Origin of the sequence: Arthrobacter sp. U41 (genome assembly GCF_001750145.1) — a bacterium.
Taxonomy (GTDB): Bacteria; Actinomycetota; Actinomycetes; order Actinomycetales; family Micrococcaceae; genus Arthrobacter.
In genome coordinates, this window is sequence record NZ_CP015732.1 from 3,618,093 (window position 1) to 3,636,498 (window position 18,406).

The 18,406-nt window shown below is 65.7% G+C and carries 20 protein-coding genes and 2 riboswitches; of the genes, 17 read left to right on the plus strand and 3 right to left on the minus strand.

Annotated features, from left to right (window positions below; genetic code table 11):
• Nucleotides 1-310: 310 nt before the first annotated feature.
• A complete protein-coding gene (locus tag ASPU41_RS16465; RefSeq protein ID WP_231941104.1) occupies nucleotides 311-769 on the minus strand; it encodes a hypothetical protein in 459 nt (152 codons plus the stop codon).
• Nucleotides 770-1,073: 304 nt separating this feature from the next.
• On the opposite strand from ASPU41_RS16465, the gene ASPU41_RS16470 reads away from it, so the two are divergent.
• The 3 genes from ASPU41_RS16470 to ASPU41_RS16480 are packed head-to-tail and all read left to right on the plus strand — an operon-like array spanning nucleotide 1,074 to nucleotide 3,963.
• The gene (locus ASPU41_RS16470; protein ID WP_069951822.1) at nucleotides 1,074-1,397 is read left to right on the plus strand and encodes a metal-sensitive transcriptional regulator; all 324 of its coding nucleotides are present in this window, start codon (nucleotides 1,074-1,076) and stop codon (nucleotides 1,395-1,397) included.
• Nucleotides 1,398-1,417: 20 nt separating this feature from the next.
• Nucleotides 1,418-1,645 carry a heavy-metal-associated domain-containing protein gene (locus ASPU41_RS16475; RefSeq protein ID WP_069951823.1) on the plus strand — a complete coding sequence of 76 codons (228 nt, stop codon included), beginning with the start codon at nucleotides 1,418-1,420 and terminating at the stop codon, nucleotides 1,643-1,645.
• A 2-nt stretch (nucleotides 1,646-1,647) separates the two neighbouring features.
• Nucleotides 1,648-3,963: a heavy metal translocating P-type ATPase gene (locus ASPU41_RS16480; RefSeq protein ID WP_083266575.1), complete on the plus strand. Its 2,316-nt coding sequence runs from the start codon at nucleotides 1,648-1,650 to the stop codon at nucleotides 3,961-3,963.
• 186 nt (nucleotides 3,964-4,149) lie between these two features.
• Here ASPU41_RS16480 and ASPU41_RS16485 read toward each other — a convergent pair whose 3' ends face one another.
• Nucleotides 4,150-4,923 (minus strand): NlpC/P60 family protein, encoded by a 774-nt coding sequence (locus ASPU41_RS16485; RefSeq protein WP_069951824.1) that lies wholly within the window; start codon nucleotides 4,921-4,923, stop codon nucleotides 4,150-4,152.
• A gap of 4 nt (nucleotides 4,924-4,927) precedes the next feature.
• A riboswitch (cyclic di-AMP (ydaO/yuaA leader) is annotated at nucleotides 4,928-5,106 on the minus strand.
• Between the two features lie 382 nt (nucleotides 5,107-5,488).
• Between ASPU41_RS16485 and ASPU41_RS23090 the strand changes: the two genes are divergently transcribed.
• The 11 genes from ASPU41_RS23090 (at nucleotide 5,489) to ASPU41_RS23770 (ending at nucleotide 13,406) form a co-directional block, all read left to right on the plus strand.
• On the plus strand, nucleotides 5,489-5,806 hold the full coding sequence (locus ASPU41_RS23090) for a heavy-metal-associated domain-containing protein (protein ID WP_069951825.1): 318 nt from the start codon (nucleotides 5,489-5,491) through the stop codon (nucleotides 5,804-5,806).
• 351 nt (nucleotides 5,807-6,157) lie between these two features.
• A complete protein-coding gene (locus tag ASPU41_RS16495; protein ID WP_069951826.1) occupies nucleotides 6,158-6,628 on the plus strand; it encodes a hypothetical protein in 471 nt (156 codons plus the stop codon).
• A 140-nt stretch (nucleotides 6,629-6,768) separates the two neighbouring features.
• Complete coding sequence (locus ASPU41_RS16500) at nucleotides 6,769-7,389, plus strand: DUF305 domain-containing protein (RefSeq protein WP_069951827.1); 621 nt, start codon at nucleotides 6,769-6,771, stop codon at nucleotides 7,387-7,389.
• 75 nt (nucleotides 7,390-7,464) lie between these two features.
• Complete coding sequence (locus ASPU41_RS16505; RefSeq protein WP_069951828.1) at nucleotides 7,465-8,346, plus strand: F510_1955 family glycosylhydrolase; 882 nt, start codon at nucleotides 7,465-7,467, stop codon at nucleotides 8,344-8,346.
• A 4-nt stretch (nucleotides 8,347-8,350) separates the two neighbouring features.
• The gene (locus ASPU41_RS16510; protein WP_069951829.1) at nucleotides 8,351-9,100 is read left to right on the plus strand and encodes a cytochrome c biogenesis CcdA family protein; all 750 of its coding nucleotides are present in this window, start codon (nucleotides 8,351-8,353) and stop codon (nucleotides 9,098-9,100) included.
• A 41-nt stretch (nucleotides 9,101-9,141) separates the two neighbouring features.
• Nucleotides 9,142-10,656: a multicopper oxidase family protein gene (locus ASPU41_RS16515; RefSeq protein WP_069951830.1), complete on the plus strand. Its 1,515-nt coding sequence runs from the start codon at nucleotides 9,142-9,144 to the stop codon at nucleotides 10,654-10,656.
• 12 nt (nucleotides 10,657-10,668) lie between these two features.
• Nucleotides 10,669-11,577: a prolipoprotein diacylglyceryl transferase gene (gene lgt, locus ASPU41_RS16520; RefSeq protein WP_069951831.1), complete on the plus strand. Its 909-nt coding sequence runs from the start codon at nucleotides 10,669-10,671 to the stop codon at nucleotides 11,575-11,577.
• Nucleotides 11,574-12,209, plus strand: coding sequence for a DUF3105 domain-containing protein (locus ASPU41_RS16525; RefSeq protein ID WP_069951832.1), 636 nt, complete (start codon nucleotides 11,574-11,576; stop codon nucleotides 12,207-12,209). Before lgt ends, ASPU41_RS16525 begins: the two co-directional genes overlap by 4 nt.
• A 30-nt stretch (nucleotides 12,210-12,239) precedes the next feature.
• Nucleotides 12,240-12,497 (plus strand): hypothetical protein, encoded by a 258-nt coding sequence (locus ASPU41_RS16530; protein WP_069951833.1) that lies wholly within the window; start codon nucleotides 12,240-12,242, stop codon nucleotides 12,495-12,497.
• A 130-nt stretch (nucleotides 12,498-12,627) separates the two neighbouring features.
• Complete coding sequence (locus ASPU41_RS23765) at nucleotides 12,628-12,978, plus strand: cytochrome c oxidase assembly protein (RefSeq protein ID WP_269450053.1); 351 nt, start codon at nucleotides 12,628-12,630, stop codon at nucleotides 12,976-12,978.
• The gene (locus ASPU41_RS23770; protein ID WP_269450054.1) at nucleotides 12,969-13,406 is read left to right on the plus strand and encodes a cytochrome c oxidase assembly protein; all 438 of its coding nucleotides are present in this window, start codon (nucleotides 12,969-12,971) and stop codon (nucleotides 13,404-13,406) included. The genes ASPU41_RS23765 and ASPU41_RS23770 overlap by 10 nt, the downstream gene beginning before the upstream one ends.
• Before the next feature lie 44 nt (nucleotides 13,407-13,450).
• Here the strand turns inward: ASPU41_RS23770 and ASPU41_RS16540 are convergent, their stop codons facing one another.
• The gene (locus ASPU41_RS16540; RefSeq protein ID WP_069951834.1) at nucleotides 13,451-14,245 is read right to left on the minus strand and encodes a M23 family metallopeptidase; all 795 of its coding nucleotides are present in this window, start codon (nucleotides 14,243-14,245) and stop codon (nucleotides 13,451-13,453) included.
• Nucleotides 14,246-14,253: 8 nt separating this feature from the next.
• Nucleotides 14,254-14,442, minus strand: a riboswitch (cyclic di-AMP (ydaO/yuaA leader).
• A 93-nt stretch (nucleotides 14,443-14,535) separates the two neighbouring features.
• On the opposite strand from ASPU41_RS16540, the gene ASPU41_RS16545 reads away from it, so the two are divergent.
• The 3 genes from ASPU41_RS16545 (at nucleotide 14,536) to ASPU41_RS16560 (ending at nucleotide 18,204) form a co-directional block, all read left to right on the plus strand.
• Nucleotides 14,536-15,192: a TlpA family protein disulfide reductase gene (locus tag ASPU41_RS16545; RefSeq protein WP_442856208.1), complete on the plus strand. Its 657-nt coding sequence runs from the start codon at nucleotides 14,536-14,538 to the stop codon at nucleotides 15,190-15,192.
• A gap of 177 nt (nucleotides 15,193-15,369) precedes the next feature.
• Nucleotides 15,370-15,780 carry a four-helix bundle copper-binding protein gene (locus tag ASPU41_RS16550; RefSeq protein ID WP_069952768.1) on the plus strand — a complete coding sequence of 137 codons (411 nt, stop codon included), beginning with the start codon at nucleotides 15,370-15,372 and terminating at the stop codon, nucleotides 15,778-15,780.
• A 1,029-nt stretch (nucleotides 15,781-16,809) separates the two neighbouring features.
• Entirely contained in the window at nucleotides 16,810-18,204 is a 1,395-nt protein-coding gene (locus tag ASPU41_RS16560) for a M23 family metallopeptidase (RefSeq protein ID WP_069951837.1), read from the plus strand.
• Nucleotides 18,205-18,406: the final 202 nt, after the last annotated feature.

Here is an 18,406-nt window from a genome sequence, read left to right on the forward strand (position 1 = left end):
GGTACCGGCCAGTACTGCGTAGGAACAGTACTCTGTCATCTTCCAGGAGCCCAGCGGTATCTGGCAGGCCCGGACCTCGCTGCCACCTCCGATCAACAGGGGCGTGTCGGGGGGAAAGTCTCTTGGCGGCACTGCTCTTCACCCATCTGCGGTCGACCCTGCGGAAGGTGCTGAGACGTCTCCTTCAGCCCGCCTTGACGCCGGAATCCTGATGCTGTGGCCGGACGCCATACGCTCCCAAGCCGGATACTCTCCGCACAAGAGCCACGCCCACGCTACATTCCGCGGGTATCCCCATATTCGGCAGGAACTACCCTAAGTCCGGCGTGCGACGGCGCCCGATCGTCCTTATTATTATCCCTGCCAGACTCCCGCTGCTCATGATGATAAGGGCGGTGAGGCCGAGATAGTAAAGCACAGCAGCGGACTCCGGCGGGCCCGAGGAGGAATCGGCGGCCGCACCGATCGACCACCAATAGCCCGCGGTCACTGTGGTCCAGACAGCACCGGTGACGCTGACCAGCCAGGACAGCCCTGAGAACCAAGGCTTCTCCACCCGATATGAAAGAGCCGTGGCCAGTACAGCGGCGCCGGCGGTCGCGAGCACCAGGCCGCCGACGAAGTACCGCCCGGCCAGGACGCCGGCCAGGACGCAGAGGCTTCCGACCAAGACGAGCCGCCGGGGTCCGAGTGGCATCCGGGAGCCGCCGCCGGGCGTCTCCTCCTCGGGCTGATGTGGGCCACGCAGCGTTGCATTCTGGTGTGTCATGGCGTTTCGGGTCCTCTGTTGGGGTGAGCCCCCGGGTCTTCCGTTCGGATGACCGGCGTTCAAGAAGGCATCACGGCTCATTGTTCCAATGCTCAAACACTACAGAGGTGGCGGCATCGGGGTGGCCATTGCGTTCGGCACATCTGCATCCTGGACGGGACGCCCGGTCCGCCAGCCGGCCTCTCTCGTCGCTGCGCGAGAGCTAGAGGAGCCCCTCCCCGCCGATTCGCCCGTTGAGCCTTGGCAAGTACTTGATTAGATACCCCTAGGGGGTATACTATTTGGAATGTCATAAGGAGCTGCTGTGAACCACACTGTCGAAGATGCCACTGTCGCGGGTGCTGTCCCGCCTCACGGATACACCGCAGACAAAGAGGCGTATCTGCGAAGGCTCAAACGCATCGAAGGTCAGGTGCGCGGGATAGCCCGGATGGTCAGCGAGGACTCGTACTGCATCGACATCCTGACCCAGGTCGCGGCCGTCAACAAGGCCCTGCATGCGGTCAGCATCGGGCTGCTCGAGGAACACATCGGTCATTGCGTCGTCAGCGCCGCGGCCGAATCACCAGAAGCGGGGGACGCGAAAGTCAAGGAAGCAGCGGACGCGATCGCGCGTCTGCTGCGCTAGGAATTCAGGAGAAAATCATCATGAGCATCAACACCACCGTCAATATTTCCGGCATGGACTGCAGCCACTGCGTCGCTTCCGTGACCGAGGAACTTCAGGAACTCGACGGGGTCCAGGAGGTCGCCGTGGAGCTGAACAAGGACGGCATCTCCGTTGCCACCATCACCTCGGCGGCCGAGCTCGACCCGGAGAAAATCGGCGAAGCCGTCGCAGAAGCCGGCTACGTCGTCGTGGCTGCCGGGGCCTGAGTATGGACTCCGGCACCCTGACCAACACGCGCATCATTGAACTGGACATCCAGGGGATGACCTGCGCTTCGTGTGTCGCCCGGGTGGAACGGAAACTCGGAAAACTCGACGGAGTCCAGGCCAGCGTCAACCTGCCCCTTGAATCCGCCCAGGTCACGGTGCCGGATGCCATTACCGACCAGCAGATCCTCGACACGGTTGCGGCGACCGGATATACGGCCCGGCTCAAGGCCGCGCCCGATGCAGACCGTGCGGCGCGGGACGATGAGGACGCTGTTCCTGACCTGTCCGATGACGGGCCAAGTGCACCGGCCGCCTCAGCTTCCCTGCGCCCTCGACTTCTCCTGGCTGGTGCCCTCACCGTGCCGGTCGTCATCATTTCCATGATCCCGGCCGCCCAGTTCCCGCACTGGGGCTGGTGGGCCTTTGCCCTCAGCCTGCCCGTGGTCACCTGGGCGGCGTGGCCTTTCCACCGAGCCGCGGCCATCAACGCCCGGCACCTTGCCTCCACGATGGACACACTGGTCTCCATCGGGGTGGGGGCAGCTTTCCTGTTCTCCAGCTGGCAGCTGTTTACCGACCCGTCACTGACCGAACACCCTGGCATGGAGATGAGCGCCCACACCCTGTACTTCGAAGTCGCCGCCGTCGTCACCACTTTCCTGCTGCTGGGCAGGTACCTTGAAGCCAACGCCAAACAACGCGCAGGCAATGCGCTGAAAGCACTGTTGAATCTCGGAGCCAAGGAAGCCACCGTCCTCCGCGACGGCGTCGAGTCTCTGATCGCCGCCGACCGACTGCAGCCCGGGGACGTCTTCCTCGTCCGCCCGGGGGAAAAAATCGCCACCGACGGGTTCGTCGTCGAAGGGCACAGCGCAGTCGACGCCTCGCTCATCACAGGGGAGTCGCTGCCGGTGGAGGTCGGCGTTGACGACACGGTGACCGGGGCCACCATCAACACCAACGGCCGACTGCTCGTGAAGGCCACCCGTGTCGGCAGCGAAACAACACTGGCCCAGATGGGGAAACTCGTCAGCCAGGCACAAAGCGGCAAGGCGCCCATCGCCCGCCTCGCGGACCGGATCAGTGCTGTCTTCGTCCCGATCGTCCTCGCCATCGCCGCGGTCACCTTTACCGTGTGGATGCTCTCCACCACGGACCCGCAGGCCTCATTTACCGCCGCGGTCGCGGTCCTGGTCATTGCCTGCCCCTGCGCGCTGGGTTTGGCCACTCCGACGGCCCTGCTGACCGGCACCGGCAGGGGTGCCCAGCTGGGCATCCTGATCAAGGGCCCGCAGGTCCTTGAAGACACCCGGACCGTGGACACTATCGTGCTGGACAAAACCGGTACCGTGACGACCGGACGGCTGTCCGTCGCGGGTATCCACAGGTTCTCCGGGCCCGCCAAGGAGGAGCTCCTTGCCCTGGCCGGTGCCGTCGAAGCCGCGAGTGAACATCCCATCGCAAGAGCCATCGCCCGCGCGGCCAAGGGCGAAGGGCCGCTGATGCCTGTCACCGGCTTCGAGAGCGCACCCGGCGGAGGCGTCCGCGGAACGGTGGACGGACGCAGGGTGGTCGTCGGGCGGGCCGGGTGGCTTCAGGACAACGGCATCATCCTCGCAGCCGACCATCACGCGGCCCTGCAAACACAGGAAGGAACCGGCGCCACTGTCATCTGGGTCGCGGTCGATGGCCGGCCCGCGGGAATCATCAGCCTCACCGACACGGTCAAAGACGGCTCCGCCGCCGCGATCACCCGACTCAAAGCGCTGGGGCTCAGGCCCATCCTGCTGACGGGAGACAACGCCGCCGTCGCGGCGATCGTTGCCGCCGACGTGGGCATCCCGGCCCAGGATGTCCTTGCGGGGGTTCTGCCGGAAGGCAAAGTGGACGCGGTCCGGAAGCTGCAGGCTTCCGGGGCCATCGTGGCGATGGCAGGCGACGGCGTCAACGACGCCGCAGCCCTGGCGCAGGCTGACCTGGGCATTGCCATGGGCAGCGGGACGGATGTTGCGATCGCCGCGGCCGACCTGACGGTGATGGGGAACGACCTCGGCCAGGTGGCCCAGGCCATCGAGCTGTCCCGCCGGACCCTGGCCACCATCAAGACCAACCTGTTCTGGGCTTTCTTCTACAACGCCGTCGGGATCCCGGTCGCCGCGTTGGGGCTGCTGAACCCGATGATCGCCGGCGCCGCGATGGCCGCCAGCTCCGTGCTGGTTGTCAGCAACTCACTGCGCCTGCGCCGCTTCGCCGGGACGACGATCCAGGATCCGGCAGCGCACGAGCCGGCCGCCCGGCCGGTGGCCGTCCGCTAGCCCGGCGAACGAGGAGAAGTCTCAGGACCGGAAGTTCCGTCGATCAAACTGCAAGGCTCTGTTCCGGGCTCCAGGGGATCTCATGCCGTCCGGAGCCGGCTGCAGGTATTCCCGGGCCGCAAACGCGCAAGGGCCGGTGATCTGCTGCCCCCAAGGCAGCAACTCACCGGCCCTTGTGGCATGTTTCTAGGCGCCGGCGCGGACGAACGTGACGGGGCCGGTGGCGGTCAGCCACGACAGCGGATGCACGACGGTCTGGTTCTTGCCGTTCATGCCGGAGCTGAGGACCTGGCCGTTGCCGACGTAGATGCCGATGTGGCCCGGCTGGATGACCATGTCACCGGGCTGCGCATCACCGACGACCTTTCCGTAGCTCTTGAACTGCAACGGGGCCAGATCCCCGACAGGGATACCTGCAGACCCCAAGGCCTTTTCCACCAGGGCCGTGCAGTCCTGGATCGTGCCAAGCTGCGCGTAGGCGGCGGAAACCATTGCGGCGTTGACGCCGCCCGCCGCCGGAGCGGCAGCAGGGGCCGTGGCGGCCTGCGGCTGGACGGTGATGCGGGGCTGCGTCTGGACGCCCCCTCCGGCCCGGGCCGCCACCGGGGCAGGCTTCGGCGCCTGGACAGCAGGCTTCGGCGCCTCAATGACCGGCGCCGCGGTGGTGGTGACGGCGGGGCGTTCAAAGGAAATCCGGACGCTGGAGTCAGCGCTGAGCTGTGCCGGGGCCTGGCTGGACACCTCAAGAGTCGAGGCGGGGGCCGAGTCCCGCTGTGCCGGGGCCTCTGCGGCCTGGGCGGCGATCCCGCTGGTCAGAACGAGTCCCGACGCGGCGGCGATGACAGCGGCTTGGCGTCCCGCCCCGCCGGCGTTGTCGACGATGGTCTTGGAAATCGTCGCGAGGGTGCTGGTCTGGATGGTAACCGCGCGGTGGCGGCCCGGATTTTTGCGTGCGGACATGAAAGGAGCCTCTCCCAATGCCTGCGGGGTGAGCTGTCGGATTCGGATGGGAGACACCCGGCTGCGGTCTGCATAACTGCAGGGCGCGGCTTCACCCCAAGGCCTGCCCGAAGGCGAGCCAAAATGTGGTTTCCCCGTCTCTGCCGGACGATTTTGCGAAAGGATCCCGGGCAGCGGCAGAGTTAGGCAATCGGCTCGGGAGTGCCGTTTCGGAGAAATCCGGCACGGATTCGACCGTACGGTAAAACTGATGGCATGTCACATTCAGGTAACAACAGCGGGCCGGCGGCCGCCCCTTCCCGCTCCGGATGCCGTGCCGGTTCCGGGGACGGTCGAAATGAGCGCGGAATCCTGCTGCGGCCGGCGCGGATCGGCGGGGATCCAGCACATGTCCAGTGGCGCTGCCTTGTGGCGGTGCCCGCTTCCTTTGCAAGAAATACCCCTTGGGGGTATATTTGGTTTGTTGTCAGTGAAGTGGTTTGTCCAGGCCCGCGGACCCGCCGGCCGCTACAGCCGTTCATCCCCAGCATCCCCATCACGCCTTTCTGCAAAGGAACGACCTGACATGTGCACATCAGATATTCGGACCGAATTTTCCCTTTCCGCCGCGGATTCCTCTGGCCGCAGCTGTTGCGGCCCCGATGCCCGCGCACAGACGCTGGCCCCGGTCGAGGGCTTGGACTACCTGATCGAAGGACTTACTTGCGGGCACTGCGTTCAAACGGTTGAAAACGCGGTCAGGGCCGTGGACGGAGTGGAGTCGGCGACCGTCGAGCTCGTCGCCGGCGGAGTATCCCGTCTGACCGTCGCCGGAACAGTTGCCCTCACCGCGGTCCGGGATGCGGTAATCCGCGCCGGATACAGCCTCGCCAGCACCAGCTAATTCAGCGGCCGCCGAGACGGGCAACCATTAATGCGGGTGCTCAAGGAGGGTTTGCCTGCGGGGAGCGACAATTGACGAGGAGCCAGGTAACCCACAGAACTTGGGCTACCTCATCCACGCCTGCTACAACACCATCTCCGACCCCCGCCGGGGTGGTCTTCGCCAACGTCGCGTGCTCCCACTCGTCGGTGCCGTAATGATGTCAGTCCCACAATCGGCGGGGTACCGAATGCCCCGCGGCTGCACCGGATGAAACTCAGCCCTTTACCGGTTTGTTGAACCCATCAGACGCCGCGGCCCGCCCGGCCCGGTACCCTTGAACGAAGTCAACCCGCACGGAAGGAGAACCTCATGACCGACGCTTTATCCCGCCGCGTTACGTCGTTCCTCCGCCGCGCGGGCCTGCTGGCTGGTCTGCTGGCCATCATTGCCGGGATCTTCGGCATGCACATCATGACCGGCTCCCACATCATGCCGGCATCGGCCGCCGTTCCGGGCGCGGAGATGCCGCAGGTGATGCAGTCTCCGGCCACGGAACACACATCCCGTGCCCCCGGCGCCGCGCCGGCTATAGACAGTTCACCATCAGGGGGCACGACGTCCGTCCAGGGACTCTCATGCGTTGATCTTGGCGGGTGCGCGATGATGTCCGCCATGGATGCGTCGTGCATCCCGTCCCCCGGCAACGCGTCTCTGGCAGCCCCGCCACCTGGCCAAACCCCTTTTGCAGTCGTGGACGATGCCGCGCCGACCCCTGGCTCCATCTACTCCTACCTTCCGGGAAGTCCTTCACCGGGCCAGCTCTGCATCAGCCGGACGTAAGCGGCTGATCTGCGCCGTGTTCTGACCGGCGCATGAGCCCTTACCCTGACGCGCCCTGCCGGGAACTCCGGCCTGATTGTCGTGCGTGTCACCAAACGACGGCGCCCCGCGTCGGTTGATGTCTTCAAGGACCTCTTTTCATGAAAAAATTTCTGACAATCCCAGCGACCGCCCTCGTCGCTGCCATCGCGCTGGCAGGATGCTCCGCCAGCCCCAACAACTCCAGCGGCGGCAGCATGCCGGGCATGAACCACGGCAGCTCCGGAATGTCCTCAGGCTCCGCCTCGACGGTTACCGGGAACCACAACGCGGCCGACACCATGTTCGCGCAGGGAATGATCCCCCACCACACGCAGGCCGTGGAAATGAGCGACATTATGCTCAAGAAGCAGGGCATCGACCCGAAAGTGAGTGCTTTGGCCACAAAGATCAAGGCAGAGCAGGGCCCCGAGATCGACCAGCTGACCACGTGGCTCAGCGACTGGAAGGAATCCTCCCAGATATCCGGCAGCATGTCAGGCGGCGGCATGTCCGGCATGATGAGTGGCGATGACATGGCGAAACTGGACGCCGCGCAGGGGACCGATGCGGCCAAGCTCTTCCTGTCTCAGATGATCACCCACCACGACGGCGCAGTCATGATGGCCCAGACCGAAAGCACCGACGGGAAGAGCCCGGACGCCGTGCAGCTCAGCAAGAGCATCGTCACTTCCCAGGAAGCGCAATTGAAGGAAATGAAGGACCTGCTGGCCGCTCTCTAGCCGGCATCCTCAGAGGCCGGTCCCGCCCAGGGGCCGGCCCACTGCCCCTTGTTCCTTCCGATCCCTGGAGTTCCCGTGTCTTTCCCACCCACATCCGGCCGTCGCCCGGCGGCGATCCTGGCCGCAGCAGCCGCCCTGGTCCTGTCCCTGGCAGCCTGCGCCCCGCCTGCAACCCCTGCGTCCAATACCGCGTCAGCAGGTACCGCGACCGGTCGGCCCAGTTCCCACGTCCATGGGCTGAGCGTCAATGGTGAAACCGGCCAGGTACTGCTGGCAACGCACGAGGGCCTGTTCGACGTTTCCAAAAAGCTGGCCGTGAAAATCGGACCCACCAATGACCTCATGGGCTTCACGGCTGCCATGGACGACGGCGTGTTCTACGCTTCCGGACACCCCGGCGCTGGCTCAGCCCTTCCCAGTCCTCTCGGTCTGGTCAAAACCAGCGACGGCGGTAAAACGTGGGAGAAGCTCTCCCGTCAGGGTGAATCGGACTTCCATGCGCTCACCGCCACCAAATCCGGGATCGTGGCCTTCGACGGGACCCTGCGCACCAGCACCGACGGCACCACCTGGAAAACAGTCGGCGCAGGCTTCATTCCCGCAGCCCTGGCCGGAAACCCCTTCAGCGACACCGTCCTCGCCACCACCCAGGACGGCGTGCAGCGTTCGACCGACGGCGGTGCCACCTGGGCGCTGGACAAGGCCGCGCCGGTGATCCAGTTCGCCGCATTTGCCAGCGCCACGGAAGCCGTCGGCGTCGAACCCGGCGGCACCGTCCACTACTCCGCAGACGGCGGAGCAACCTGGACCAGGAAGGGCCAGATCAGCGGTGCGGTCCAGGCCGTCGCCGCGACGGAGGGCTCCGACGGGAACCCCAGGGTTTGGGCCGCCACCTCCACCGAAGTGGTGGTCTCCACGGACGGCGGGGCCACTTTCCGGCCCTCCGACGCCAGCTGAACCGATGGACATCGGCGGATACTTTGCGTCCATGGTGACTTCCGGCGCGCTGGTCATCGCCATCCCGCTGGCCATGACTGCAGGACTGGTGTCCTTCCTCTCGCCGTGCATCCTTCCTTTGGTGCCCGGCTATCTGGGCTTCGTCTCCGGGCTGACCGACCCGACCCAGCCACATAACCGCCGCCGGGTCCTGGCCGGCGTCGGGCTCTTTGTTCTGGGTTTCGCCGCGGTGTTCACCCTCTACGGGGCCGCCTTCGGCGCCATCGGGTCCTGGCTGCTGCGCTGGCAGGATGCCCTGATGCGCGGCCTCGGCATCGTGGTGATCCTGATGGGCGCAGCCCTGCTCGGGCTGGTCCCCTGGCTGCAACAGACCCGAAAGCTCACCCCCGGCCGCAAGACAGGTCTCGCGGGGGCACCCCTGCTCGGGGTCGTCTTCGGACTCGGCTGGACGCCCTGCATGGGTCCGACGCTGAGCGCTGTCCTGTCCCTGAGCGTCACCACCGGCAGTGCAGGACGCGGAGCGCTGCTGGCATTCGCCTACTGCCTGGGCCTGGGCATCCCCTTCGCCCTGACCGCCCTGGGCCTGAACTGGGTCAGCACAGCCCTGACTTTCGTCCGCCGTCACATCCGGGTCGTCAACATCGCCGGAGCCTCCATGCTCATCATCCTGGGCGTGCTCATGGTTTCCGGGGTCTGGGTGACGTGGATCTATCAGCTCCAGAACCTCTCCGGAACCTTTCTCACACCCATCTAACACCGCGGCCCGACACTGGGCCCCACCGCGAAGGACTTCACATGAACCACCACCCCGATCACCACCTGGGCCGGCGCCGCTTCCTGGGCCTGTCGGTAGCAACGGCCGCCGCGGCGGCCCTCGCCGCGTGCACCAACACCCAGGGCGCCCCAGGCCTCACGGAGAGGGTCCTGCCAACTGACCCTCTCGTTGCCGACTACGAAGCCCGCCGGGCATTCAGCGGCAAGACCGTCACCCAGAACCTGACAACCGGATCCTTGCAAGCAACTGTCGCCGGAAAGCCCGTCACCACGTGGGGCTACAACGGAGGAATCAGCGCGCCCACCATCCGCGCCACCGCAGGTGACCGGCTCCAGGTTGCGCTGGCCAACCAGCTGAAGGACCCGACGAGCATCCACTGGCACGGACTCGCCCTGCGAAACGATCAGGACGGCGTCCCCAACGTCACCCAGGACCCGGTCTCCGCCGGCACCGGGTTCACCTACGATTTCCGTCTCCCCCACCCCGGCACCTACTGGTACCACTCCCACGTCGAAATGCAGCGCGAACGCGCCCTCTACGGGGCACTGATCATCGAGGACCCGGCCGAACAACTCATCTATGACCGGGACTGGGTGATCGTCTTGGATGACTGGATGGACGGTATCACCGGGACCCCGGACGAGGTCCTCAAGGAACTTTCCGGCGGCATGTCCGGGGGATCAATGGGGATGGGCATGAAGCACATGCTCATGGGCTCCCGCAGCGACTTCCTCGGCGGCGACGCCGGCGACGTCAGCTACCCGTACCACCTGTTCAACTCAAAAGCCCCGGATGAAGCAGACACCCTTGCCGCCACGGCTGGACAGGTGATCCGGCTGCGGATCATCAACGCCGCCGGCGACACCGCGTACCGCGTCGGCATCCCCGGCCAGAAACTCACCCTCACCCACACCGACGGGTTCCCCGTCCAGCACCAGGACGTCGACGCCGTCGTACTCGGCATGGGCGAACGCATCGACGCCATCATCACCGTCAAAGACGGATTCACTCCCGTCGTGGCGCTGCCCGAGGGGAAAACCGGCCAGGCACTGGGCTTCATCAGCACCGGCACGGGCAAACAGCCTCTCCCTGCCACCCTGCCGAACAAGCTCGAAGGCACGGTAGTCGACGGCGGTCAGCTCAAGGCAGCCCCTGACGTCGTCCTGCCCGCCAAAACGCCTGACCGTACCCACGAACTGCACCTCACCGGCGGCATGGAGAAATACGACTGGGGCATCAACGGAAACCGCTTCGACATGGACAAGCCCTTCCAGAATGCCTTCGACATCAAAGCCGGCGAACGGGTCGAAGTGAAGTTCATCAACGACACCACCATGTGGCACCCCATGCACCTGCACGGACACACCTTCCAGGTCGGCGACGGTGGCGCCCGCAAAGACACCGTCATCGTCCGGCCAAAGCAGACCGTCACGGTCGTCTTCGACGCCGATAACCCGGGCCAGTGGCTGACCCACTGCCACAACGCCTACCATGCCGAACGCGGCATGATGGGCGTCTTCTCCTACATCAAATAAGGGACCCCGACCATGAACACCCCTGTCGTGACAGAACTGTTCTTCCCTTCCCCGACCGTGAGCGCCTTCGCGTTGGGGCCGCTGACCATCCGCTTCTACGCCCTCGCCATCCTGGCCGGCATCGTTGCCGGTGTCTGGCTGACTGCCCGCCGCTTGCGGTTCCGGGGCGGCAGCACTGCCCAGACCCTGGATATCGTGGCCTGGGCGGTGCCGTTCGGCATCGTCGGCGGCAGGCTCTACCATGTCATCACCGACAACCAGCTCTATTTCGGGCCGGGCAAGGACCCGTGGGGCGCGGTCCGGATCTGGGAGGGCGGCCTCGGGATCTGGGGGGCCGTCGCCCTGGGCCTTGTCGGCGCCTGGATCGGGGCGCGGCGTGCCGGGGTGCCCTTCACGGCATTTGTGGACGCGGCCGCCCCGGGCCTGCTGATCGCCCAGGGCCTGGGGAGGTGGGGGAACTGGTTCAACAACGAGCTCTACGGCGCCCCGACAGATCTGCCCTGGAAACTCCAGATCCATAACATGAACCAGGCCACCGGCCAGGCGGTAACCGGGCCCGGCGGCGCACCGGAAGTGCTGGGCTACTTCCAACCCACTTTCCTCTACGAATCGCTCTGGTGCCTGGGCGCCGCGTCGCTGTTGATGTTCCTGGACCGCAGATACAAGCTTGGTGCCGGCTCGGTGTTCGCGCTCTACGTCGTTCTTTACACCGCCGGGCGTTTCGTCTTCGAACTGATGCGCTCCGACCCCGCCAACACCATCCTGGGGCTGCGCGTGAACACCTGGGTCTCAGGCCTGCTCTTCCTCGCAGGCATAGCCCTCTTCCAGGCCCTCCGGTCTCGGTCGCGCTCAGAAGTCGGCACCCGCTCGCCCGATCCGCGCACCGATCCTGCCGAACCCATCCAAAGGACCAACACATGAGTAACGCCGGAAAGCGCCGCGCCGAGCACGAGGCCGTCCTGGCCGCCGTCCGGGCCCAGCAGAAAGCCAAGCAACGCAAATGGAACCTCCTGGTCTACGGCAGTTTCGGCCTGGTCCTGGCGATCATCATTACCGCTGTGGCCCTCGTCGTCAGCGGTTTCATACAGGAGAAGAACGCAGCCGCCGAAGCTGCAAAAAAACCCATCGACGGGGTCCAGACGTACACCGGGCTGTCCCGCAACCACGTCCAGACTGCAGTCGCCTATCCCCAGGAGCCCGGCGTCGGAGGTGACCATGCGCCGGTCTGGACGAACTGCGGAGTCTACACCGAACCGGTCAGCGAACAACGCGCCGTCCATTCCCTCGAACACGGCGCTGTGTGGCTGACCTACAAACCGGACCTGCCGGCGGCAGAGATCACCAAGCTCACCGATCTCGCCAAGGCCGAACCCTATCTCCTGCTCAGCCCGGACAACGACCAGAGCACCCCGGTCACCGCCACCGCCTGGGGCACCCGGCTGGACCTGCAGGACGCCGGGGACCCGCGGATCGCCGCTTTCATCGGCGCCTACGCCCAGTCCCCGAAGGCACCGGAACCCGGCGCCGCGTGCACCGGCGGAACCAACGGCTAAGCCCACCACGCGTCACGCAAAGGAAACCGCATGAAGAAGTTCCACAAGCCCAAAACACCGGCTGACGCCGAGTCCGGCTACCGCCGGCACAGGCGGTTCGTCCGGATCGGACAGGTTCTTATGGCCGCCGGCGCGCTGGTCGCCATCAGCCACTGGATCGCCCACCTGGCCGCTACCGGGCAGGGGCCCAGCCTCACCGAGGACATTTTCATCGGCTACCCCACCGGTGGTGTGCTGATCCTCATCGGCGCAGTTCTCGCCGGGCGCACCGAGACGAAAAAGCGCTGAGCATGCCGCCCCTGGATGTTGTCCTGACCTCCTGGACCCTGAACTGGCCGGCCCTTGCTCTGCTGGCCGCCGCAGCCCTGCTCTATGCCCGCGGCCGTGGCGCCGCCAGGCGGCGCGGGATCCGCTGGCCGTGGTGGCGGACCCTGACGTCTACGTCCTGGGCCTGGGCAGCTTCGCGCTGCTCAGCTTCGGGTTTACCGGTGTCTACAGCCACGACCTGCGTTGGGTCTTCACGCTGAAGATCACCTCATACCTGTTCATCGTCCCGCTGCTCGTCACCGCCGGCAAACCATTGACACTGGCCCGCGAGACGCTGGGACCGGACGGCGTGGAGCGGCTCGGATCATTCCTGGACCACCCGGTGATGCGGTCATTGAGCAACACCGCCGTTGCGGCGCTGCTGGGCCTGGGAATGTTCACCGTCTTCCTGACTCCGCTGTTCCTCCCCTGCGGACGGACCCGCTGTGGGACGTGGCCCTGACCGTTCTCGTTCCGCTGACAGGACTGCTGATGGTCGTACCGATCATCGAGGACGGACCGGCCAAGGCCGTCAGTGCGCTCATCATCGTCGAATTCATTTACGTGTTCATCGAACTCGTCGCCGACGCCGTGCCCGGGATCATGATGCGGATCAGTCCGCAGATCCTGGACGGGGCAACCCAGGCCCTGGCCGGGCACCCTGGCTGGCTGCCCGAGGCGTTGCGGGACCAGCAGCTCGCCGGGGACCTGCTGTGGTTCCTGGCCGAAATCGTCGACGTTCCCCTGATCATCCTGATGTTCGTCCGGTTCGCCCGCAGCGACCGGAGCGAAGCTATCTCCTTCGACAGCCTCACCGACGATCAGCTGGAAGCACTGAACCGTGAACACCTGAACGGCGCACACACACGCCCCGGCAACAGCGATGCGTAAAACCATCCCCCGCCCCGTTTGTCCGGGAGCCGCGGAAAGCCCTCTCAGATGAATGCGGCAGGATTGACCGTCCGGCCGTTGACCATAACCTCGAAATGGAGATGGCAGCCGGTGGAGTTTCCCGTCGTCCCCACACCGGCGATCAACGCGCCCCCAGCGACGACCTGCCCGACCGAGACACCGATGCTCGCCAGGTGGTTATACGTGGATTTCAAGCCGTTGCCGTGGTCCAACACGATCCTGTTTCCGCCGCCGTACTGGCTCCAACCCGCCTCGAGCACCGTCCCGGCTCCGGCGGCGAAGACGGCGGTGGAGCAGGCCCCGGTCAAGTCGATCCCGGTATGCCACTCCCCGGATGCCCCGGTCAGCGGGTTCACCCTGAGACCGAAGGGGGAACTGACATTCACGGAGGACAACGGCGCCCGCAACCCCACGCCAGGAACGGACGCCGCAGCCTGGCCAGCGCCCGGCCCGGTCGTTGCCGGAGTCCGGGCCGACTGGACGTTCGGTGCCGGTGATGCCCTCGGTGCAGGTGAGGAGCGGACGGCGGGCCGGTCAAAGGCCAGGCCGGCGCCTGCGTCGGCCGTGACCGCCGGCTGTTCAACTGCCGTTGCCGAGGCGGCGGGGCGTTCCCGGTCGGCGTCCAAGCGGTCCGGATCTGCCTGCGCCGCGGAGAGCACCGTCATGGCAATCAACCCCGTGACCGTCGCGGCCGCGCCCAGCCGCTGCCCGCGGCTTCCCCGGACGGCGGGCGTAAGGACGGCGGCCCGGCGCCGCCCCTGGGCAGGCGAAGACGTGGGAACGGCACGGCGGCGGCCGTGTATACGGTGGGAAGGCAAAACGCGTGTCCTCTCAGCGCCGGCGAAGTTAGCTGTCGGATTCGGACGAGTGGAATCTCCGGCCCGCCCCGCAAGCCGTCCCACAGGCGTGGACTCACAGGGCCGGCTTCACCCCAAGGCGCGCTATGGCGCCGTTTGAGGGTCCTCCGCCCCCGCCAAAAGACTGAAAGTTCATGGACCGCCGGCGGGGTTTGGCGAAGCGGCCTCACGCATACCCGTGCGGGGTATGTATTGCGTCAACTCTATCCAGCCTGGCCTCGAAGTTACAATTCCGTTATCAAAGGATAGCCATGCATAAACCTAGCCTCCCGACACCGTCGGACGCCGCTCCCCTGGCTCCGGAGACAATGCCGGGTTTCTCCCGGCGCCGTCTGCTGTCCTCAGCTCTTCTGGGCGTCCTGGCCGCCCCGGTTCTTGCAGGATGCGCCTCCGGCGATCCCCTCGCCCAGCAGGCCAAAGCCGGCGACAACAAGAACTACATCGCCGGGGACGGCTCCGTCACCGAATATGCCGCCGCCGAGCGGAAGCCGCCGGTGGCAGTAACGGGGGAACAGTACGACGGGACGGTCGTTAACTCCGGCGACTGGGCCGGAAAGGTGATCGTCCTGAACTTCTGGTACGCCGCAGGCGCCCCGTGCCGGCTCGAAGCGCCCCGGCTGGAAGCACTCTGGAACGAGTTCAAACCACAGAACGTCCTGTTCTACGGCTTGAACGTCCGCGACGAGGAAGCCGCTGTCGCCTTCGAACGGACCTTCGGAATCACCTACCCCAGCATGCAGGACAAAAACGGCGGCATCCTGCTGGCCATGACCCAGTACGTACCACCGCAGGCGGTCCCGTCCACCCTCGTACTCGACAAACAGGGACGGGTCGCCGCCAGGATCCTGGGCCTGGCCGATCAAAGCATCCTCAAATCCCTCATCACCGGCGCCGTAGCCGGAGGCTAGCCAGGAATCGGTTGCCCCGGATGCCCGGGGCCCAGAAGCGCATCGGCATCGGAAGGCCCTGGTGAAACTGCCCGCGCTGGCGGGCCGTTGGTGTGCAAGGGCGGCAGGGTTACTGTGGAGGCGGGCAGCCGGCGCCAGCCCGCTGCCCGCCTCACCACCAGCGACAGGAGCAACACCATGAGCCATCACATCGTTGCGATGCTTGACGCCTACCCAGGGGAGCTTGGTGGAATCGACAAGGACAAGCTCGCCGAATGCATCGCCGCATGCTTTCAATGTGCCCAGGCCTGTACGGCCTGCGCCGACGCCTGCCTGGGCGAGAGCATGGTCGCCGATCTGACCACGTGCATCCGCACGGATCTGGACTGCGCTGACATCTGTGCCGCGACCGGCAGCATTCTGTCCCGCCGGACCGGAACCAACGCCGACATCATCCGCACCGTTCTTGAGGCCTGCCGGGCTGCATGCGCCGCCTGCGCCGAGGAATGCGAGAAGCACGCCGGTATGCACGAACACTGCAGGATCTGCGCAGAGGCCTGCCGCAGGTGCCAAGCCTCCTGCACAGACCTTCTGGCAGTCCTGGCCTGATCACCAGCGATCCGCGCCGGAGTCCAAAAGCATGGCAGGCAACGGACACCGCGGGCCTGAACAATGCGCCCACGACAGATCCGGGCGGAAGTTCATCTTCAGTCCGGATAAGGTTACGTGATGCCCGGCAACGGTCCCGGCATGGCTCCTGAGGTCATTAAGGCTGGCCAGGGACCGGGTAAGGCAACGGGTACGCTCTGTGCGTCCGGCGCAGCCCCTTCAGGCACGGTGCCGCAGCCGCGTCTACTCGGGGCCTGGGCCTGGGCGCTCAGCGTTCACAGCGGGTGAAGCCGGCGCTACCTCTGCGGTGCCGCCTGCTTCTGCGGCGTCACTGAGCTGCCCGCGGTAGCGGACACGCCGGATTCGCCGCGTCATGGACACCATCAGCAGAATGACGGCGATAACCATGAAGGCCGTCATCACGAAGCCAAGAAGTCCGGGCGTAATCTGGTCAGCGGTCAGGCCAGTACGCAGCCCCCCATCGCCCGGGGCCGGAGACGGCGACGGCGAAACAGTCAGGACCGTGAGCCCGCGGACCAGAAACGCTGCCATCAAATTCGCCACCACGCCAGATTGTCGCCCGTTGCCGGGTCATGACAATGAGCAGGAGCCGGTTGGCGGCGTATGCGGGTACTTCCAGAGCCGGTGCTCATGACGGAGTGTTTCCTTGTCGGTTGTCGAGACGTGAATCAGGATCCCTGACCCGGCCCGATTTCGTCCTCCGGAGAGCCGGCGGGTTTGGACTCTGGGACTACTCAAACAATACCGGTCGGTCTGCGCTTGGCCGCTGCCGAAGCCGACGGCGCTACTTCGTTACTTCGTAACTTCATCGTAGATACGCGCCCGCGGTTTCAAAGCAGATATGTTTGCGTGTCGGGATACCGTCCGTCCCCGGCGGCGACCGCCGACCCGGAAACGATGGAATGATTCCCCCAGCATCCCTCCGGCGTGTCACCCGGCACCATCTGCCGGCCTTACGCAGACGTCCCGTAGTCTCGATCGGGTCCCCTGCTGTGAAGGTCATCAAGCATGCGTTCCATCTCCGGAGTTGTACCGGCTCCGTCCTCCGTCCCACCGCACGGCCGCCGACGGGTCCGGTTCGCCGCCCGGATCCTGGTGGCCGGTCTGCTGCTCACTGCCCTGGGCGGCACCGCGGCACAGGCGGAAAACCTGCAGGACACACAGTCGCAGCTGGAGGATCAAGCGGCACAGGTTCAAGAATCTTTGGAGTTCGTGGACTCGTCGCTCGTTACCACCGCTTCGCAGCTTGCCACCTACCAGGCCCGGATGCCGGCGGCAGAGCAGACGGTCGCCGAAGCGCAGTCCCGGGTGGCAGCCGCGGCCCGTGAAGTCGATGCATACACTCTGCGCATATCTGCCGCCGAACGGACACTGGCCGACATAGACCGCGAACTGGCTCAAAACCGGAAGGCGATGGCGGAGAGCCAGAAGATGGTGGGACAGATAGCCGCCGATGCCTACAAGCGCGGAGGCGTACCCCAGGACCTCAGCCTCTTCTTCGGCACCGGCGACCTCGCAGCAGCCGCGGACACTATCACTCACACCGAACAGGCCCTGAAGGCCCAGAATGCTGCCGCCGCCGGAACCCGGGACAAGAGAGCGGTCGACGAGAACTCTCAGAACAGGCTCGCCGCCGTGCGCCAGGAAATTACGAACCTGAAACAGCAGGCCGAGACGGCCTTGAAAGCTGAGCAGGCCGCCCGGGCCGAAGCCACCGCGGCCAAAAAAGACCTCGATCAGCTGATTATATCGACCGCGGCTACGGCACAAGATCTGGCCGCCAAGAAACCCCGGATCATGGCGGAACTGGCGTCCGTCAAAGCCCAGCAGCAGGCCATCGCGGCTCAAATTGCCGAAAATCAGCGCCGTGAACGCGAAGCCTGGCTGGCCGAGCAGGCCGCGAAGACGCAGGCCGCCGCCCGGGCCCCGGAGGGGCAGAACCCCGCCCCGCCGCAGACTCCGGCGCCAGGCGACGCTTCCTCGTTCGGGGTCAGCCGCCCATTTGGTGCGGGAGTTCCGGTTACGTCCGGCTTTGGCTGGCGCGCTACTCCCCCCGGGACGATCGATTTCCTGGGGACCGGCAGCTACCTCCACTCCGGTATAGATTTCGGGGTTGGCTGCGGCACTCCGGTCTATGCTTCGGCCGCGGGAACGGTCACAACTGCCGGCTGGACCAGCGGCGGTGGCGGATTCACCGTCATGGTTTCCCACGGCGTGGTCCGAGGTGACGCACTCACCACGATCCTCTACCACAACAGCAGCGTTACCGTATCGACCGGGCAAAGGGTGGACAAGGGCCAACTGATTGCGTACTCGGGCAGCAGCGGAAATTCCACGGGATGCCATGCTCACTTCGAAACGTGGCTCAATGGATCGCCTGTGGACCCCATGGGCCTTCTCTGACCCATCCCGGGCGGCACGCAGACGCCAGTGGTCACTCCGCCGATAAATACCGTCTCATGACGGGTTGGAGATGCCGTGCGAGTTCCCCACGCACGCGTCCTGAACTCCGAGCACGGCCCTTCTAGAACTGCCGGAGATTTTAGGTTGGAGGGGTGATACTGCCGGTATGTACAGGACGTGGTTCCTTGGCCTGAGAGCATCA

Bases quoted from the DNA above. Each gene is read 5' to 3' on its own strand.
- ASPU41_RS16510 (WP_069951829.1), top strand. From the start codon at position 8,351: ATGGACATCGGCGGATACTTTGCGTCCATGGTGACTTCCGGCGCGCTG.
- lgt (WP_069951831.1), top strand. From the start codon at position 10,669: ATGAACACCCCTGTCGTGACAGAACTGTTCTTCCCTTCCCCGACCGTG.
- ASPU41_RS23090 (WP_069951825.1), top strand. From the start codon at position 5,489: ATGTGCACATCAGATATTCGGACCGAATTTTCCCTTTCCGCCGCGGAT.
- ASPU41_RS16530 (WP_069951833.1), top strand. From the start codon at position 12,240: ATGAAGAAGTTCCACAAGCCCAAAACACCGGCTGACGCCGAGTCCGGC.
- ASPU41_RS16525 (WP_069951832.1), top strand. From the start codon at position 11,574: ATGAGTAACGCCGGAAAGCGCCGCGCCGAGCACGAGGCCGTCCTGGCC.
- ASPU41_RS16560 (WP_069951837.1), top strand. From the start codon at position 16,810: ATGCGTTCCATCTCCGGAGTTGTACCGGCTCCGTCCTCCGTCCCACCG.
- ASPU41_RS16545 (WP_442856208.1), top strand. From the start codon at position 14,536: ATGCATAAACCTAGCCTCCCGACACCGTCGGACGCCGCTCCCCTGGCT.
- ASPU41_RS16515 (WP_069951830.1), top strand. From the start codon at position 9,142: ATGAACCACCACCCCGATCACCACCTGGGCCGGCGCCGCTTCCTGGGC.
- ASPU41_RS16480 (WP_083266575.1), top strand. From the start codon at position 1,648: ATGGACTCCGGCACCCTGACCAACACGCGCATCATTGAACTGGACATC.
- ASPU41_RS16550 (WP_069952768.1), top strand. From the start codon at position 15,370: ATGAGCCATCACATCGTTGCGATGCTTGACGCCTACCCAGGGGAGCTT.
- ASPU41_RS16485 (WP_069951824.1), bottom strand. From the start codon at position 4,923: ATGTCCGCACGCAAAAATCCGGGCCGCCACCGCGCGGTTACCATCCAG.
- ASPU41_RS16465 (WP_231941104.1), bottom strand. From the start codon at position 769: ATGACACACCAGAATGCAACGCTGCGTGGCCCACATCAGCCCGAGGAG.
- ASPU41_RS16495 (WP_069951826.1), top strand. From the start codon at position 6,158: ATGACCGACGCTTTATCCCGCCGCGTTACGTCGTTCCTCCGCCGCGCG.
- ASPU41_RS16500 (WP_069951827.1), top strand. From the start codon at position 6,769: ATGAAAAAATTTCTGACAATCCCAGCGACCGCCCTCGTCGCTGCCATC.
- ASPU41_RS16475 (WP_069951823.1), top strand. From the start codon at position 1,418: ATGAGCATCAACACCACCGTCAATATTTCCGGCATGGACTGCAGCCAC.